The organism is Burkholderia sp. MS389 (assembly GCF_016899425.1).
GTDB lineage: Bacteria > Pseudomonadota > Gammaproteobacteria > Burkholderiales > Burkholderiaceae > Burkholderia > Burkholderia sola.
In genome coordinates, this window is record NZ_CP045996.1 from 779,292 (window position 1) to 794,715 (window position 15,424).

The following is a 15,424-nucleotide window of genomic DNA, read 5'->3' on the forward strand; positions in this document are numbered from 1 at the left end:
CGCCGCAGCAGGCGTGCCGGACGCAATCGCGGCACACCTGCCGGGCCCGCGGCAATGAACATTACAAATCGGCCGCGCAGCGATTTACAAACCACGGATCGGCCGTTCATCGGCGCGTCCGTCGTCAATAGCATCGTGATCCTCGCAAACGTACTGACAAAAAACAGAGGTTGGTCATGATCAAAAAAACGGTAGTGCTGGGTTTGGTTTCGATCGGTTCGGTCGGCGCGCATGCGCAGAGTTCGGTGACGTTGTACGGGGTCGTCGACGCCGGCATCGCGTATACGAACAACCAGGGCGGCGCGAGCAACGTCCAGCAGACGAGCGGAAAGCTGAGCGGCAGCCGCTGGGGCCTGAAAGGCGCGGAGGATCTCGGCGGCGGCCTGCAGGCGGTCTTCACGCTGGAAAGCGGGTTCCGGCCGAGCGACGGCGGGCTCGGCCAGGGCGGCCGGCTGTTCGGCCGGTCCGCGTACGTGGGCCTCGGCAAGAAAGGGCTCGGCACGTTGACGTTCGGTCGTCAGTACGAGCCGATCACCGATCTCGTCGCGCCGTACTCGGGCGCGGGTTTCTGGTCGCCGGCCACGCACGTGGGCGACAACGACAACCTGAACCAGAGCTTCCGGCTGAACAACGCGGTGAAGTTCCGCAGCGACGCGATCGCCGGCTTCACGGCCGACCTGCTCTATGCGTTCAGCAACCAGGCCAATGGCGGCGCAGGCACCGGATTCTCGAACAACAACGCGTGGGGCGCATCGGCGAACTACGTGAACGGCGCGCTGTCGATCGGCGGCGGCTATGTGCGGTTCAATCACCCGAATGCGGCGTCGAATACGAGCGGCGCGGTGGGCGGAGCGACCTCGACCACCGGCAACGACTACAGCGGCGCGTTCTTCTACGGGCTGAATGGCGGCGTACTGAAGCAGCAGATCGGCGCGGCAGGCGCGAACTACGTGCTCGGCCGTGCGACGCTCGGCTTCGCGTGGAGCCACACGCAGCTCAATTATCTCGACGGTTCGTCGCGCAAGTTCAACAACTACGACGTGAACGCGCGCTACCAGCTCACGCCTGCGGCCACGCTGATCGGGGTCTATACGTTCACCGACGGGCGCGCGAGCGGCCTGCCGGGCACGAGCGGCCAGACGCTGAAGCCGCGCTGGCACCAGTTCACGCTCGGGTTCGACTATGCGTTGTCGAAGCGCACCGATATCTACGTGTCGGGCATCTACCAGCTCGCGGCCGGCGATGCGAGCACCTCGACGTCGGGCGGCTATCGCAAGATCGCGGCGATCTCGAACATCGGCAGCGCGTCGTCGACGAACCGCCAGCTCGCGTTCGTCAGCGGGCTGCGCGTGAAGTTCTGACGGCACGCGCATCGGGCGCGGCGCAACAAGCACGACAGGCGCGATAAGCAAAGCGGGAATCGTTGTTTGCCGCGCCGCGCCCGGTTGCCGAGAATGATCGTTTCCCCGCGCGCGATTCCCGCGCGCAACACGCGTTCGACCATGACCGATTCCCGTTTTTCTCCCCGTGCGTCGCGCAGCGGCCGGCGCGCGGCGCTGCGCCAGCTCGCCGGCGGTTGGGCTGCCGCGATGCTGCCCGCCGGCGGCGCGCTCGCAAGCCAGCCGCTCGACGTGCCGCCGTGGACGCGCACGCCCGGTGCGCCGCTGCTGTCGCCGCCGTACGGCCTGCCAGGGGAGCATGAACGCGACGTGATTCGCCGCAGCGCCCGCGCGCCTGCGCTACCCGGCTCCGGCTCGTCGATGACGCCGCTCGCCGACCTGTTCGGCGACATCACGCCGAACGGGCTCGTCTACGAGCGTCATCACGCGGGCGTGCCGGACATCGATGCGCAGCGCCATCGCGTCGTCGTGCACGGCCTCGTGCGCGCGCCGCGCGTCTTCACGATCGACGACCTGCTGCGTTTTCCGTCCGAATCGCGGATCCACTTCCTCGAATGCTCGGGCAACACGGGCAGCGAATGGAACGGCCCGAGCGGGCTGCCGGTTCAGTTCACGCACGGGTTGCTGTCGTGCTGCGAATGGACCGGCGTCCGGCTGTCGACGCTGCTCGACGAGACGGGCATCGATGCCGACGCACGCTGGCTGCTCGCCGAAGGCGCGGACGGCGCGGCGATGACGCGCAGCCTGCCGCTCGACCGGATTCTCGAGCGCGCGCTGGTCGTCTATGCGCAGAACGGCGAACGGCTGCGCCCGGAGAACGGCTACCCGGTGCGGCTGATCGTGCCGGGTTTCGAAGGCAACACGAACATCAAGTGGCTGCGACGGCTGAAGCTGGTGCGGGCGCCGGAGATGACGCGCGAGGAAACGTCGAAATACACGAATCTGCTGCCCGACGGCTGCGCGCGCCAGTTCGTGTTCGAGATGGACGCGAAGTCGGTCATCACGCGGCCGTCGGCCGGCCATCGGCTCGCCGCGCAAGGCTATTACCCGATCAGCGGCTACGCGTGGTCGGGCCGCGGCCGGATTCGCGCCGTCGACGTATCGACCGACGGCGGCCGCACGTGGCGGCCCGCCCGGCTCGCCGGCGACGTACGCGACCGCGCATTGACGCGCTTCGAGGCCGACTGGGTGTGGCGCGGCGAGCCGGCCGACCTGCAAAGCCGCGCGACCGACGAGACCGGCTACGTGCAACCGACCCGTGACGCGCTCGTCGCCGCGCGCGGCCTGAACTCGCAGTACCACTACAACGGCATCCAGAACTGGCGCGTCGGCACGGACGGCGAGGTGCGCAATGCGTAAGCCGCTCGCTTGCCTGCTGGCAACCTGCGCAATGACGACGAGCGCGTTCGGCGGGGGCTTCGGCCTGGGCCAGCCGATCGATCGCGGGGCGCTCGCCGCGTGGGACATCGACGTCGCGCCGGACGGCAGCGGCTTGCCGCCCGGCGCGGGCACGGTCGCACGCGGCGGCCACGTGTTCGCCGACAAATGCGCGATGTGTCACGGCGCCGGCGGCGAAGGCGGCGTCGGCGATCCGCTCGTCGGCGGCAGCGGCTCGCTCGCGAGCGCGAAACCCAAGAAGACGGTCGGCAGCTACTGGCCGTACGCGACGACGCTGTTCGACTACATTCGCCGGGCGATGCCGTACAACGCGCCGCAATCGCTGAGCACGGACGACGTCTATGCGGTCACCGCGTACGTCCTCCACCTGAACGGCATCGTGCCCGGCGACGCCCGGCTCGACGCACGTACGCTGCCGCGCGTACAGATGCCGAACCGCGACGGCTTCGTGTCGGACCCGCGGCCGGGCCAGCTATGACGCGCGTCGCTTCGCTTGCCGCCGCATCAGCCGCATCAGCCGCATCAAGCAGCCCACCCGCGCGCAGTGCGTCGCCCCTTTCAGCAAGGACCCCGTGATGAGCGATTCCTCCGTCACCGCCCCGCTCGCGCCGTCGCCGTTCGTCGACGTTCGTTCGCCGGCGGATTTCCCCGACAGCCCCGTGTCGCGCACGCTCGCGCAGCCGCTGATGCTCGGGCTGTTCCTGCCGATCCAGGCCGGCGGCTGGAGCGCGTCGACGCTGCCGCGCTCGACCGACTGGACGTTCGACTACAACGCCGATCTCGTGGCCCGCGCCGAAGCGCTCGGCTTCGATCTCGTGTTCGCGCTGTCGCAGTGGCTGCCGAAAGGCGGCTACGGCGGCGTGTTCGACGGCCACGCGCTCGACTCGTTCATGACGCTGGCCGCGCTGACCGCGCGCACCGAGCGGATCATCCTCGTCGCGACGAGCCACGTGCTCTACGGGCCGTGGCATCCGCTGCATTTCGCGAAGTTCACCGCGACGCTCGACCACATCTCGCGCGGGCGCTGGGGCATCAACGTGGTGACCGGCCACCGCGCGATCGAACACGAGATGTTCGGCTGGAACCGGATCGAACACGACCGGCGCTACGAGATGGCCGCGGAATTCCTCGACGCGGTCCAGCAGTTGTGGGCGCAACCGGATAATTTCAGCTACACGCCCGAACTGTCGAGCTGGCGACTGGGCGGCGCATTCGTGACGCCGAAGCCGCGCTACGGGCGCCCGCTGCTGATCAACGCGACGGGTTCCGATGCGGGCATCGCGTTCGCCGCACGCTATTCGGACATCGTGTTCGTCACGAGCCCGGCCGGCCCCGACGCCGAACGCGCGATCGACGCGCTGCCCGCGCATACCGCACGCGTGAAGGCGGCCGCCGCCGCGCGCGGCCGCACGATCCGCACGCTGCTCAATCCGCTCGTGATCTGCCGCGAAACCGCGGCCGAAGCGCGCGCGTACCGCGACGCGATCGTCGCGCATGCGGACGAAGGCAGCTTCCACCGCTTCGACAGCGACGCGCATGCGTGGCGCGGTGGGTTCGAGCAGCGGGCGCAAGCCGCCGCGCGCGCGATCGGCGGCAACATCTCGATCACCGGCTCGCCGGAAGAAGTCGCCGATACCATCGTACGGCTGCACCGCGCGGGTATCGACGGTATCCAGTTGAGTTTCTACGACTTCAAGCCCGATCTCGACTTCTTCGGCGAGCGCGTGCTGCCGCTGCTGCGCGAAGCCGGCTTGCGGCGTTGACGACGGCGCAGCAGCAGTCGCCGGCCGTCGTCAGAACACGCGCCCTTCGGTCAGGTGCGTCGTCACGCCGTTCAATACGTAGTCGCCGATCACGCGCGCCTTGTGCAGCAACGGGTTGTGGCTGAAGATCGTGCGCAGGTTGCGCCAGTGGCGATCGAAGTTGTGCTCGCGCGCCGTCGCCGATGCGCCGCCCACTTCGAACAGCCGCTCGGCCGCATGCAGCGCGAGCTTGCTGACGATCAATTGCGTGCGCGCGGTCGCGAGCGCACTGTCGAGCACGAGCGCATCCGCGTCGGCCGCGCCTGCTTCGATCGCGTCGGCGGAGCGGTCGAGCGCGCGTGCGTTTTCTCGTACGAGCGCGTCGATCGCGTGACTATGCGCGGACAGCTCGCCGACGATCTGCTGAACAAAATGATCGTCGCGCGCGGTCGGCGCGGGGCTGTGCAGCGCGGGCCGGCCGTGCTCGAGCACGTAGCGGCGTGCATCGGCCACCACGTTGCGCACGATGCCGGCGCCCGTCGCGACGAGATGAAGCTGCCGCAGCGCGCCGCAATGACGGCCGACGAGCGTCGACCCGTCCCGCGGGGCCACTTCGTCCGCGAACACCTGCACGTCGTTCAGCAACAGGCTGCCGCTCGCGGTCATGCGCTGGCCCATCCCGTCCCAGTCGTCGAGCACCTGCAGGCCATCGCGCGCGACGGGAATGATCACCGCGAGCGCGTCGCCCTGCTCGTTCTCCACGTTGATGCGCGCAAAATCGGCAAACGCGGTGCCCGTCGAATAGTATTTGCGGCCCGTCACGCGGTAGTGGTCGCCGTCGCGGCGCAGCACGGTCGTGTTCTCGCCCGGGCGCGACGTACCGCGCTCGGTCGACGCGCCGCCGAAGATCGCGCCGCTGAGCACGCGCTCGAGTTGCACGTCGTTGAACGCCGTGCGCGGCGACAGCCGCAGCGTCTCGGTCTGGTCGTAGTGGATGCGCAGCGCGTGCGCGAGATTCGAATCGGCGGCCGCGAGCGTCGCGATCGACTCGAACAGGTCGACCAGCGTGCCGCCGAGGCCGCCGCGTGCGACCGGAATCCGCAGCGCACCCAGCGTCGAGCGCCGGAAGATCGCGAAGCCTTCGAACGGCAGTTCGCGACGCGCCTCGCGTTGCGCGGCGTCCTGGCCGATCGCGGTCGCGAGATCGGGCAGCGCGGCAAGCGCGTCGCGCAATGCGTCGCGCGGATCGACGGCATCACGGGCAGTCATTCGGCAGGTCCTTGTTCGGGGAGATCGGGGCGTGTCGCGGCAGCGCGCGACACGGTGTCCGCAAGTATAGGGACGCCCCCGCCGCGCGTAAAAAGCCGATTTCAGCTTACGTTATGCCCGCGCCGGGATTGATCGCGTACGGACGCCGTCAGTGCTGAATGCCCCAGCGCCGCACGGTCACGCGCTCGAGCGTATCGAACACGAGGTTCTCGACCAGCAGCCCGATCACGATGACGGCCGCGAGACCGGCGAACACGCGGTCCGTATACAGCTCGTTGCGGTTCTGGAAGATGTACCAGCCGAGGCCGCCCTGCCCCGCGCTCGCGCCGAACACGAGCTCGGCGGCGATCAGCGTGCGCCACGCGAAGGCCCACCCGACGCGCAGCCCCGACAGGATCGACGGCAGCGCGGCCGGCACGAGGATCAGCGCGATCTGGCGCAGGCCCGTGAGCCCGTAGTTGCGCCCGGCCATTTTGAGCGTGGCGGGCACGCCGACGAAGCCGGTATAGATGCTCAGCGCGAGCGGCCACAGCACCGCGTGCACGAGCACGAACAGCAGGCTGCCGGTGCCGAGCCCGAACCACAGCAGCGCGATCGGCAGCAACGCGATCGACGGCAGCGGATTGAACATCGACGTGAGCATCGTCAGCAGATCGCGGCCGATGCGCGTCGATACCGCGAGCGACGTCAGCGCGAACGCCAGCAGCACGCCCAGCGCATAGCCGCGCAGCAGCACCGACATCGAGATGCCGGTCTTCACGAGCAGTTCGCCCGACTCGATGCCCTGCACGAACGCGGCCAGCGTCGCGCCGAAGGTCGGGACGAGCAGATCGTTCGCGACGATGCGCGCGACGATCTCCCATGCGGCGATCAGCGCGAGCGCGATGACGCTGCGGCGAAACCATGCGGCACCGGCGATGCGGCGCGGCAGCGGCGCCGGCGCCGCGCGCGCGGCGTCGGGCAGCGTGTCGAGCGTGCGCGTATATTCGGCACGCACGGGCGGCAGCGGCGGCACGGCCGGATCGATCGTACTCATGATGCGGCGTCCTCCGTCGTCGGTACGTGCGGTGCGTCGGTGTCGAACAGCAGGCGATGGATCCGTGCGACGTTGTCGCGGAAGTCGCCGGTATCGACGTTGTCGAGCGAATGCTCGTGACTGTTGAGCTCCGCGCGCACGCGGCCCGGGTGCGGCGACAGCAGCAGAATCCGGTTGCCGACCACGAGCGCCTCCTCGATCGAGTGCGTGACGAACAGCAGCGTGAAGCGGAATTCATCCCACAGCCGCAGCAGTTCCGCCTGCATCTTGCGGCGCGTGAGCGCATCGAGCGCGGCGAACGGCTCGTCCATCAGCAGCACGCGTGGCTGCATCGCCAGCGCTCGCGCAATCGCGACGCGCTGTTTCATGCCGCCCGACAACGTATGCGGATAGGCGTCGGCAAACGTGCCGAGGCCGACCTTGTCGAGATAGTGCAGCGCGCGCTCGCGTGCTTCGGCGCGCGACAGCTTCGCGGCGGCGCGCAACGGAAACGCGACGTTCTCGACGACCGTCTTCCACGGCGGCAACTGATCGAATTCCTGGAACACGACGATGCGGTCGGGCCCCGGCCCGCGCACCGGCCGGCCGTCGAGCGCGATCGAACCCGCGACGGGCTCGATGAAGCCGGCGATCGCCTTCAGCAGCGTCGACTTCCCGCAGCCCGATGGGCCGAGCAGCACGAAGCGGTCGCTGCCGTACACGTCGAAGCTCACCTGATGCGTCGCACGAACGATCCGCGCGCCGCTGCGGTATTCGAGGCTGACCTGGTCGATCGCCAGCAGACGTTCGCTGTGCGTGCCGGCCTGCGCGGCGTTCGCGGTCGGGCGATCGTCGGCACGCGTATCGGCCACGGCCGGCGCGGCCGGCGACGCGCCGCCACGTGCCGCATACGGCGGCAACCAGGTTCGGGGAGAAGTGGCGTTCACGATCGAATCTCTTGCGGGAAAACCATCAACATACGGCCGGGCGCCGTGCGGACCAACCATCGATTGCGCATATCGAAACCGCACCGACGCATAAGCGTCGATCGCGGCGCCCGAACATCGGCGCTGCTCAGCTGCCGCCCGCCGTCGCCGGATCGTCGAAGAAGTAGTCGCGCCACGACTTCGGTTCGTTGCGGATCGCGCCGGTGCGATGCATGAACTGCGCGAGCGGCAGCGTGTTCTGCGGCGCGGTCTTGAACTGCACCTGCGGATTGCGCAGGATCTTCAGCAGCAGCGCACGATCGATCTTCGACCCGTTCACGCGGATATAGGTATCGGCCGCGCGCTCGGGATCGGCCGCGATCTGCCGGGCGGCGTCGGCGAGCGCGGCAACGAACGCGCGATAGGTCTTCGGGTTGTCGTCGCGGAATTTCTCGGTCGCATACAGCACCGTCGCGGAGCTCGGGCCGCCGAGCACGTCATACGAATTCAGCACGATGTGCGCGTTCGGGTTGCCAGCCAGTTCCTGCTCCTGGAACGGCGGATTGCCGAAGTGGCCGGTGATCACGTTGCTGTTCGCGAGAATCGCGGCCGTCGCGTCCGGATGCGGAATCGCCTGCGTGAGCGCGTCGAGCTTGTCGAATTGCTTGTCGCCCCACTGCTTCGCGGCCGCGTACTGCAGCACGCGCGACTGCACCGACACGCCGACCGCCGGCACCGCGATGCGGTCCTTCGCGCTCAGGTCGGTGATCGTCTTCACGTTCGGGTTGCTGCTCACGAGGTAGTACGGAAAATTGCCGAGCGACGCGACGCCCTTCACGTTCTGCCGGCCGCGCGTGCGGTCCCACACGGTCAACAGCGGGCCGACGCCCGCGCCTGCGACGTCGACCGCGCCGGACAGCAGCGCGTCGTTCACGGCCGCGCCGCCCGACAGCCGCACCCAGTCGACCTTGATGTCGAGGCCGGCCTTGCGCCCTTCCTTCTCGATCAGTTGCTGGTCGCGCGCGACGTTCAGCATCAGGTAGACGACGCCGAACTGCTCGGCGATGCGGATGCGGCCCTCCGCATGCGCGGCTTGCGGGATGAGTGCGCCCGCGAAGGCGAGCGCGGTGGTGAGCGTGGCCGCCAGCGCGCGACGCGCCGGCAATAACGAAAACGACATCGGAACTCCGGTCGGGATGCGGCGGAAATGAATGACGCGGCGCGCGGCTCAGAAAGGCGCGTCGCCTTCGATCGTCGTGCGGTACAGCTTGCGGCGCAGGTGGTCGGGCGTGCCGGCGGCGAGATGCATCAGCGAACGGTTGTCCCAGAACACCAGATCGTGGTCGCGCCACGCGTGCCGATACAGGTGCTCGGCGCGCACGCTGTGCGCGAACAGTTCGTCGAGCAGCGCGCGGCTTTCGTCGTCGGGCAGCCCGACGATGCGCGTCGTGAAATGCTCGCTGACGAACAGCGCCTTGCGGCCGGTTTCCGGATGCGTGCGCACGACCGGATGCACGACCGCCGCGACCTGCGCGATCTGTTCGGGCGACAGGTTCGGCCGCCACGGGCTGCGCGCCTGCAATTCCGCGTAGCGCGCGAGATACGTATGCTCGGCGCGCCGCCCCTCGACCGCGCGGCGCAGATGGGCCGGCAGCGTGTCCCACGCGAGATGCATGTTCGCGAACAGCGTGTCGCCGCCTTCCGCCGGCAGTTCCTGCGCGTGCAGCAGCGAGCCGAGGCTCGGCTTTTCCTTGTACGACAGGTCGGAATGCCAGAAATGGCCGGCGTCGCCGAGCCCGACCGGCTTGCCGTTCTCGACGATGTTCGACACGATCAGCACTTCCGGATGGCCGGCCAGCGCGAACTGGTGCAGCACGTGGATCTGCAGCGGGCCGAAGCGGCGGCTGAACGCGATGTGCTCGTCCGGCGTGATGCGCTGGTCGCGAAACACCAATACGTGGTGATCGAGGTGCGCGCGATGGATGCGCGCGAAATCGTCGGCGTCGAGCGGTTGCGACAGGTCGACGCCGATCACCTCGGCGCCGAGCGGCGCGTCGAACGGCACGATGTCGAAATGCTGCGCCGCGCCGTCCGGCCGCAGGGCGGGATGCCCGGCGGAAAGCGTTGCGGCGTCGCGGAGGGTGGGAGTCGTCACGGCACGGCCCTGATTCGGTCAAAACGCGAATCTACGAGGCCGTGCCGGCGTGCGTCAACGAAGCGATTCGGATACGTTTATCTGCTGCGGTGATAAAGATCGCTGCTCGCGCATACGTCGACGATCGGGCGTGGAATCGTCCGACTGGTGGCAATGGAGGTTCCGCCCGCATCCTGCCGCGGCACTCCGCGCCGCGCAGCCAACTATGGCTGCCCCGCACCGCCCGACGCCCCATGCCGGGGCGCGCGGTCGATTCGCCGCCGGGTGTCGGGTTGCGCCGGTTCGGTACGTCGGCGGCCTCGCGTGCCGCGTCGGGCGACGCGCTGTCCTGTCGTTCACTGTCACGGGTCATGAATTTCTCCCCGTGCGGATGCTGAATACGTTGCGCCGCACCGCGCCGCGATGGGTGGCACGGCGGCCCACAACGCTTCCAGCAAGCGACATGCCGTCGTCGGACTGCCCGGTCGCACCCCAAGCGAATGAATCCGCCAAAGAAATTACACGTGGCGCGTCATCCGGCGCAGCCTCCCCAACGCGCGTGGCAGCGTCGATGCGAAAACGCAACGCGGCACGCGCGATGCGACGTGCGCCCTGCCTACTTGTTGCCCGGCTCGCGCGTACGCTCGCCGTACGTGCCGTTACCGCAGTGCGGGCACTTCGGGATCGGGTGTTCCGCCTGCACGTGCGTCGACGGGTGGCATTTCTCGCATCGAAAGTCACCGGTTTTTTCCGCTTTCTCTCCTGCGTGCGCCGTCATCTTCGTTCTCCTTCCGGCTTGCGATTACCCGCGCTTCACCGCGTGCGTCGCCTTTCGTGCGCGACCTCGCCGGTCGGCACCGCATCGACGTCCTGCAGCGGCTCGCCCGGAATGCGGCGCTTCGCGGACTGATCGACCGGCCAGTCCACCGCCTGCTCGCCGCTCCCGTCCGCGCTGCCGCCCTCGGCATCGAGTTGTTGCTCGGCCCGCTGCCAGTATTCGTCGGCCCGGCCGTCGGGCGCGCCGTCCGCCTGCCACAGCCGGTACGCACGCTCGCGGATCTGCGTTTCCCTGTCTTCGTTCATGTCGTTCTCCTTGTCTGCGATGGCGATCACCGATCCGGGCGCGACGGCGCCGATACCGCGCCGAGCGTCGACGACATCGCGCCGTCCGCGGCGGTCGCCAGATCGCCCAGCGCGACGATGCCGACCAGCCGCTTCTGCCGGTCGACCACCGGCACGCGGCGAATCTGCGCGTCTTCCATCTTCTTTTGCACCGCCGAAATGTCGTCGTCCTCGTAACACCAGTTCGCGGGCCCGCTGACGACGCCCTCGATCGACTCGTTCGGCGGCACGCCCATCGACACCGCGCGCACGACGATGTCCCGGTCCGTCAGCATGCCGATCAGCCGCGTGCCGTCGCAGACGGGCAGCGCACCGACGTTGAGGTCGCTCATCAGTTTGGCCGCCTCGCGCAGGCTCTGCGTCGGACCGACGGTCGCGGCGTCGCGTGTCATCACTTCCGATACACGTGTCATGTTTCGCTCCTTGATAAACCGCCGACGGCGGCCTGCTGCACGAGCATCGCGCGTTCCGGCGGCCGCGCGCGTCAGTTCTCCGTCGAGCAACGGACCGACGTCAGGCCGGCCGACTCGACGATCCGCATCAGTTGCTTCAGCATCACGTCGGCGCCGGTCGCTTCGCGCCACTGCACGAATAATTCCTCCTCTCGCACCGCGCGTGCGGCCGTTTCGCAAAAGCTTTTTGTCCGGCACGTGAATCCCGCGTCGCGCAGCTTCGCGGCCAGTTGTTCGCGCGCAGCCGAGCCCACCGGATACTCGACCGTGATGAGCGCGGTCCTGACGCGCCGCAAGCGCTGCTCGACGAACCGCAGCGGCCACACGACCAGCAGCGCGAGGACGAGCCCGACCGCACCGAGCGACAACTGGCCGCCGCCGATGCACAGCCCGATGACCGTCACGAACCACAACGTCGCGGCCGTGGTGACGCCGGACACGAGGCCGTCGCGATGAAGAATCGCGCCGCCGCCGATGAAGCCCATCCCGGTCAGGATGCCGAGCGGCAGCCGCATCAGGTCGAGCACCGAGAACGCGCCCTCCGGTTTGCCCGCCTGCAGCAGCAGCGCATTGACCTGCAGCATCGACAGGCACGAGGCGAGGCAGACGAGGATCGTCGTGCGCAGGCCGGCCGTCTTGCCGGATTCGCTGCGATCGACGCCGATCAACCCACCCGCGACGAGCGCCAGCGCGATCCTGACCAGAACGTCGTGCCACTGCAGTACGACCGGCATCGGTTCCATGCGCCCTCCCATGCAAATCGTCGTGCGTCGGGGCGCGAACGCCGCCGACGACGCCAGCGCGGCGCAAGGATCGGGCCTGCTTTCCCGAGGGGGCGACGCGTGTAGTACGTCGGAGGAAATTGTAGAAAGGCGCGTGCTGCGCACACCTTGCCACCGCGGCTACGGTGTCCGGACGTTCTTCGCGGCACGATCGCGCGTCGCCACTCCGCGCACGGGACGGCGGCAAGCCGGCGGCCCCTGCAGCCATCCGCCGCGCGCACGATCCGGCGTGGCCGGTCGGACGCGCATGCGAAGGCGCCCACGTCCCTTCTCTTCGCATCCGATCGGATACGAATACTGTTCCTACGCCCCTTTTCTCGATATTTCGTTCCCGATTGGGAACGAAATGGCATCCAAGCCGTCGGGATCATTCGTTCGTTCCCGTACGAATACGAACTGCTGCCCAACCCCGCGAGTTATGCAATACTGTTCCCGATCAGATACGAAGCACGGAGAACGTCATGTCGGAGTCCCAATCCGTCGACACGATCGGCGCGCTCGCCCACTTCATTCGCGCGGCGCGAATCCAGCAGGGATTCACGCGGGACGAACTCGCGAACGCGACCGGGCTGTCGCCGAAATTCATCAGCCAGGTGGAAGCCGGCAAACCGACCGCGCAAATCGGCAAGGTCATGCTGCTGCTGAGCGAGCTCGGCGTGCGGCTGTACGCGGAGTCGTCGATCGAGATCTCCGAAGCCACCGCGCTGAAGGCCGCGCAACGCCGCAGGAGCAGCTATGGCGGCTAGAACGCTGATCGCGTCCGCGAACGGCGTGCGCATGGGCACGCTGACCGACGACAAGGGGATCTGGTCGTTCGCGTACGCCCCGCAGTGGCTCGCGTCGCCGGCCGCGTATCCGCTGTCGCCGGCGTTTGCGCTGCGCGCAGACGTGTTCACCGACACGTCGACCGATCGCCCGGTCCAGTGGTTCTTCGACAACCTGCTGCCCGAGGAAGGCATGCGCACGTCGCTCGCGCGCGAGGCGAAGGTCGATGCCGCCGACGCGTGGGGCCTGCTCGCGTACTTCGGCCGCGAATCGGCCGGCGCGCTGACGCTGCTGGCCGACGGCGAGCAGGAAACGCCCGGCGGCCTGCAGCCGCTGCCGCTCGACGAGCTCGAGCGCCGGATCCAGGCGATGCCCGAGCGCGCGCTGACGGCCACCGCGCCCAAGCGCATGTCGGCGGCCGGCGCGCAGCAGAAGCTGCTGCTGGTGCTGCGCGGCAACGCGCCCGACTACGCGCTGTTCGAGCCGGTCGGCAGCGAACCGTCGATGCACCTGCTCAAACCCGACATGCGCGCGGCCGGCTATCCGCATTCGGCGATCAACGAGTTCTTCTGCATGCGGCTCGCGAAAAAGATGGGGCTCGACGTGCCCGACGTGCATTTCCTGCGCGCGCCGTCCGCGTGCTACGTGATCGACCGGTTCGACCGCGACGTCGCGTCGGAACCGGCCGGGCGCGTGCATACGATCGACGCGATGCAACTGCTCAACTACGACCGCGGTTTCAAGTACCAGCGGGCGAATGCACAGGAACTGGCCCGCGCGATCGACCGCACCAGCACGCGCGCGCTCACGCGTCTGTCGGTGTTCCGCTGGACCGTGTTCAACGTGGTGGTCGGCAATGCCGACGCGCACCTGAAGAACCTGTCGTTCTTCGTCGACGCGCGCGGCTACCGGCTCGCGCCGTTCTACGACATCGTCAGCACGGTCGTGTATCACACGCCGACGCACCGGCCCGACCATCGCGGCGATCACTGGCCGCACTGCGAGCTGACGATGCCGCTCGGGAATGCGACGCGGTTCGCCGATATCGGCGTGGATGCACTCGTCGCGTTCGGCCAGGCGCTCGGGCTCAGGGAGAAAGCGGCCGCCAGCGAACTGCAGCGCTTTCTCGAAGCGCTCGATCGTCACGTCGAGCAGACGCTCGATGAAGTGCGAAAGATCGCGCATCCGGACGCCGGGGAAATGCGGTTGCTGAATTCGATCGTCGCGATGCCGATCGCGGAAATGGGGCGCGCGCTGCGAAAGACGCGCGGATAGACTGCCACGCGCGAGTATCGAATCGCCGCCGATACCCGCGCGGCGCCCGGGCCGGCGAATGCGTGGGCGTCAACGGCGCACGGCAAAGGCATCGACGCCCGTCGCCGCGGCGGACCACGCCCACAGCCGCGCCGCGTCCTCCGGATCGATCGCATGCGGCCGCACGCCCGATTCCTCGTTGCCGCGCGTCACCATCGCGACGTCGCAATCCTCGCAATAGACGCCGCCGAGATCGGCAATGCGCGGCGACGTCGCCGCCCATACCTGGGTTGCCGCGCCCCGCGCAGGCGTTTTGAAGGTCGGATCGATCGGCACGCCGTGCTCGTCGACCCAGCCCTGCGCCATCATTTCCGCGCGCGTCAGATGACGCTGCAGCGGCGTCGCGATCTTGCCCGGATGCAGCGAATACGCGCGAACCCCGAACGGCGCACCGAGCACGTCGAGCTGTACCGCGAACAACGCGTTGGCGGTTTTCGACTGCCCGTACGCGAGCCATTTGTCGTAACCGCGCGCGAAATCGATATCGTCCCAGCGGATCGGCGACAGCCGGTGCCCGAGCGACGACACCGCAACCACGCGCGCGCCGTCGCCGTGCGCGAGCGCCGGCCACAGCCGGTTGACGAGCGCGTAGTGACCGAGGTGATTGACGGCCATCTGCGCTTCCCGGCCGTCGCCCAAGCGAGTTTCCGGGCACGCCATGATGCCCGCGCTGTTGATGACGACATGCACGTCGCGACGCGCGTCGACGAACCGCGCGGCGAATGCGGCCACGCTCGCGGGGTCCGCGAGATCGAGCGTCGCGATCTCCACGCCGGCGATGCCGCGCGTCGCTTCGCGCGCGGCCGCGGCGCTCCGTGCGCCGACGACAACGTGCGCACCGGCCTGCGCCAGTGCCCGCGTGGTTTCGAGGCCGAGACCCGAATGGCCGCCCGTGACGATGGCGGTCTTGCCGTGCAAGTCGAGGCCGGCCAGTACGTCGGTCGCCGTCGATCCCGCGTCGAATCCGGAATGAAGGGGATGCTGCCTGTTCGTCATCGAAAGCTCCTGGAATGATGCTCGATGCGCGCGGCCGCCCGTCGGCCGCGTCACTGCACGAGATCATTCTCCGGCCGCGCATCCGGACTGTGAATGCAATAGAATCCGG

General features: G+C 68.5%; 16 protein-coding genes. 6 read left to right on the forward strand and 10 right to left on the reverse strand.

Features of this window, described 5'->3' with window-relative positions; translation table 11 throughout:
- The first annotated feature begins 176 nt into the window (after positions 1-176).
- From GJG85_RS33105 to GJG85_RS33120, 4 genes are all read left to right on the forward strand, one after another.
- Entirely contained in the window at positions 177-1,361 is a 1,185-nt protein-coding gene (locus GJG85_RS33105; protein WP_050017837.1) for a porin, read from the forward strand.
- A 141-nt stretch (positions 1,362-1,502) separates the two neighbouring features.
- Complete coding sequence (soxC, locus tag GJG85_RS33110) at positions 1,503-2,759, forward strand: sulfite dehydrogenase (protein WP_204384523.1); 1,257 nt, start codon at positions 1,503-1,505, stop codon at positions 2,757-2,759.
- Complete coding sequence (locus GJG85_RS33115) at positions 2,752-3,276, forward strand: cytochrome c (protein ID WP_050017836.1); 525 nt, start codon at positions 2,752-2,754, stop codon at positions 3,274-3,276. Before soxC ends, GJG85_RS33115 begins: the two co-directional genes overlap by 8 nt.
- 97 nt (positions 3,277-3,373) lie before the next feature.
- Entirely contained in the window at positions 3,374-4,561 is a 1,188-nt protein-coding gene (locus tag GJG85_RS33120) for an LLM class flavin-dependent oxidoreductase (protein WP_204384524.1), read from the forward strand.
- Between the two features lie 30 nt (positions 4,562-4,591).
- On the opposite strand, the gene GJG85_RS33125 is transcribed toward GJG85_RS33120, so the two are convergent.
- The 9 genes from GJG85_RS33125 to GJG85_RS33165 form a co-directional block, all read right to left on the reverse strand.
- A complete protein-coding gene (locus GJG85_RS33125; protein WP_089490389.1) occupies positions 4,592-5,809 on the reverse strand; it encodes an acyl-CoA dehydrogenase family protein in 1,218 nt (405 codons plus the stop codon).
- A gap of 148 nt (positions 5,810-5,957) precedes the next feature.
- On the reverse strand, positions 5,958-6,845 hold the full coding sequence (locus tag GJG85_RS33130; protein ID WP_204384525.1) for an ABC transporter permease: 888 nt from the start codon (positions 6,843-6,845) through the stop codon (positions 5,958-5,960).
- The gene (locus GJG85_RS33135; protein ID WP_204384527.1) at positions 6,842-7,831 is read right to left on the reverse strand and encodes an ABC transporter ATP-binding protein; all 990 of its coding nucleotides are present in this window, start codon (positions 7,829-7,831) and stop codon (positions 6,842-6,844) included. The genes GJG85_RS33130 and GJG85_RS33135 overlap by 4 nt, the downstream gene beginning before the upstream one ends.
- Positions 7,832-7,898: 67 nt before the next feature.
- Positions 7,899-8,930: an ABC transporter substrate-binding protein gene (locus tag GJG85_RS33140; RefSeq protein WP_204384528.1), complete on the reverse strand. Its 1,032-nt coding sequence runs from the start codon at positions 8,928-8,930 to the stop codon at positions 7,899-7,901.
- Between the two features lie 48 nt (positions 8,931-8,978).
- Positions 8,979-9,851, reverse strand: a complete 873-nt coding sequence (locus GJG85_RS33145) for a TauD/TfdA family dioxygenase (protein ID WP_239469038.1) — start codon at positions 9,849-9,851, stop codon at positions 8,979-8,981.
- Positions 9,852-10,500: 649 nt separating this feature from the next.
- Positions 10,501-10,662: an alpha helical protein gene (locus GJG85_RS33150; protein ID WP_124630965.1), complete on the reverse strand. Its 162-nt coding sequence runs from the start codon at positions 10,660-10,662 to the stop codon at positions 10,501-10,503.
- A 35-nt stretch (positions 10,663-10,697) separates the two neighbouring features.
- Positions 10,698-10,967, reverse strand: a complete 270-nt coding sequence (locus GJG85_RS33155; RefSeq protein ID WP_050017847.1) for a DUF2934 domain-containing protein — start codon at positions 10,965-10,967, stop codon at positions 10,698-10,700.
- Between the two features lie 26 nt (positions 10,968-10,993).
- Positions 10,994-11,419 carry a CBS domain-containing protein gene (locus tag GJG85_RS33160; protein ID WP_050017829.1) on the reverse strand — a complete coding sequence of 142 codons (426 nt, stop codon included), beginning with the start codon at positions 11,417-11,419 and terminating at the stop codon, positions 10,994-10,996.
- A 71-nt stretch (positions 11,420-11,490) separates the two neighbouring features.
- Positions 11,491-12,201, reverse strand: a complete 711-nt coding sequence (locus GJG85_RS33165) for an MgtC/SapB family protein (RefSeq protein WP_089490385.1) — start codon at positions 12,199-12,201, stop codon at positions 11,491-11,493.
- Between the two features lie 500 nt (positions 12,202-12,701).
- Here GJG85_RS33165 and GJG85_RS33170 point away from each other — a divergent pair, with 500 nt between their 5' ends.
- Together GJG85_RS33170 and GJG85_RS33175 are read left to right on the forward strand one after the other, a co-directional pair.
- Positions 12,702-12,986 (forward strand): helix-turn-helix transcriptional regulator, encoded by a 285-nt coding sequence (locus GJG85_RS33170; RefSeq protein ID WP_050017827.1) that lies wholly within the window; start codon positions 12,702-12,704, stop codon positions 12,984-12,986.
- Positions 12,976-14,280, forward strand: a complete 1,305-nt coding sequence (locus GJG85_RS33175) for a HipA domain-containing protein (protein WP_204384529.1) — start codon at positions 12,976-12,978, stop codon at positions 14,278-14,280. The genes GJG85_RS33170 and GJG85_RS33175 overlap by 11 nt, the downstream gene beginning before the upstream one ends.
- Positions 14,281-14,349: 69 nt before the next feature.
- Here the strand turns inward: GJG85_RS33175 and GJG85_RS33180 are convergent, their stop codons facing one another.
- A complete protein-coding gene (locus tag GJG85_RS33180; RefSeq protein ID WP_204384530.1) occupies positions 14,350-15,315 on the reverse strand; it encodes an SDR family NAD(P)-dependent oxidoreductase in 966 nt (321 codons plus the stop codon).
- Between the last annotated feature and the right edge of the window lie 109 nt (positions 15,316-15,424).

Coding starts and splice junctions, on each gene's coding strand:
- GJG85_RS33165 (WP_089490385.1), bottom strand. CDS start 12,201: ATGGAACCGATGCCGGTCGTACTGCAGTGGCACGACGTTCTGGTCAGG.
- GJG85_RS33150 (WP_124630965.1), bottom strand. CDS start 10,662: ATGACGGCGCACGCAGGAGAGAAAGCGGAAAAAACCGGTGACTTTCGA.
- GJG85_RS33140 (WP_204384528.1), bottom strand. CDS start 8,930: ATGTCGTTTTCGTTATTGCCGGCGCGTCGCGCGCTGGCGGCCACGCTC.
- GJG85_RS33180 (WP_204384530.1), bottom strand. CDS start 15,315: ATGACGAACAGGCAGCATCCCCTTCATTCCGGATTCGACGCGGGATCG.
- GJG85_RS33175 (WP_204384529.1), top strand. CDS start 12,976: ATGGCGGCTAGAACGCTGATCGCGTCCGCGAACGGCGTGCGCATGGGC.
- GJG85_RS33125 (WP_089490389.1), bottom strand. CDS start 5,809: ATGACTGCCCGTGATGCCGTCGATCCGCGCGACGCATTGCGCGACGCG.
- GJG85_RS33135 (WP_204384527.1), bottom strand. CDS start 7,831: ATGGTTGGTCCGCACGGCGCCCGGCCGTATGTTGATGGTTTTCCCGCA.
- GJG85_RS33170 (WP_050017827.1), top strand. CDS start 12,702: ATGTCGGAGTCCCAATCCGTCGACACGATCGGCGCGCTCGCCCACTTC.
- GJG85_RS33120 (WP_204384524.1), top strand. CDS start 3,374: ATGAGCGATTCCTCCGTCACCGCCCCGCTCGCGCCGTCGCCGTTCGTC.
- soxC (WP_204384523.1), top strand. CDS start 1,503: ATGACCGATTCCCGTTTTTCTCCCCGTGCGTCGCGCAGCGGCCGGCGC.
- GJG85_RS33130 (WP_204384525.1), bottom strand. CDS start 6,845: ATGAGTACGATCGATCCGGCCGTGCCGCCGCTGCCGCCCGTGCGTGCC.
- GJG85_RS33115 (WP_050017836.1), top strand. CDS start 2,752: ATGCGTAAGCCGCTCGCTTGCCTGCTGGCAACCTGCGCAATGACGACG.
- GJG85_RS33160 (WP_050017829.1), bottom strand. CDS start 11,419: ATGACACGTGTATCGGAAGTGATGACACGCGACGCCGCGACCGTCGGT.
- GJG85_RS33155 (WP_050017847.1), bottom strand. CDS start 10,967: ATGAACGAAGACAGGGAAACGCAGATCCGCGAGCGTGCGTACCGGCTG.
- GJG85_RS33105 (WP_050017837.1), top strand. CDS start 177: ATGATCAAAAAAACGGTAGTGCTGGGTTTGGTTTCGATCGGTTCGGTC.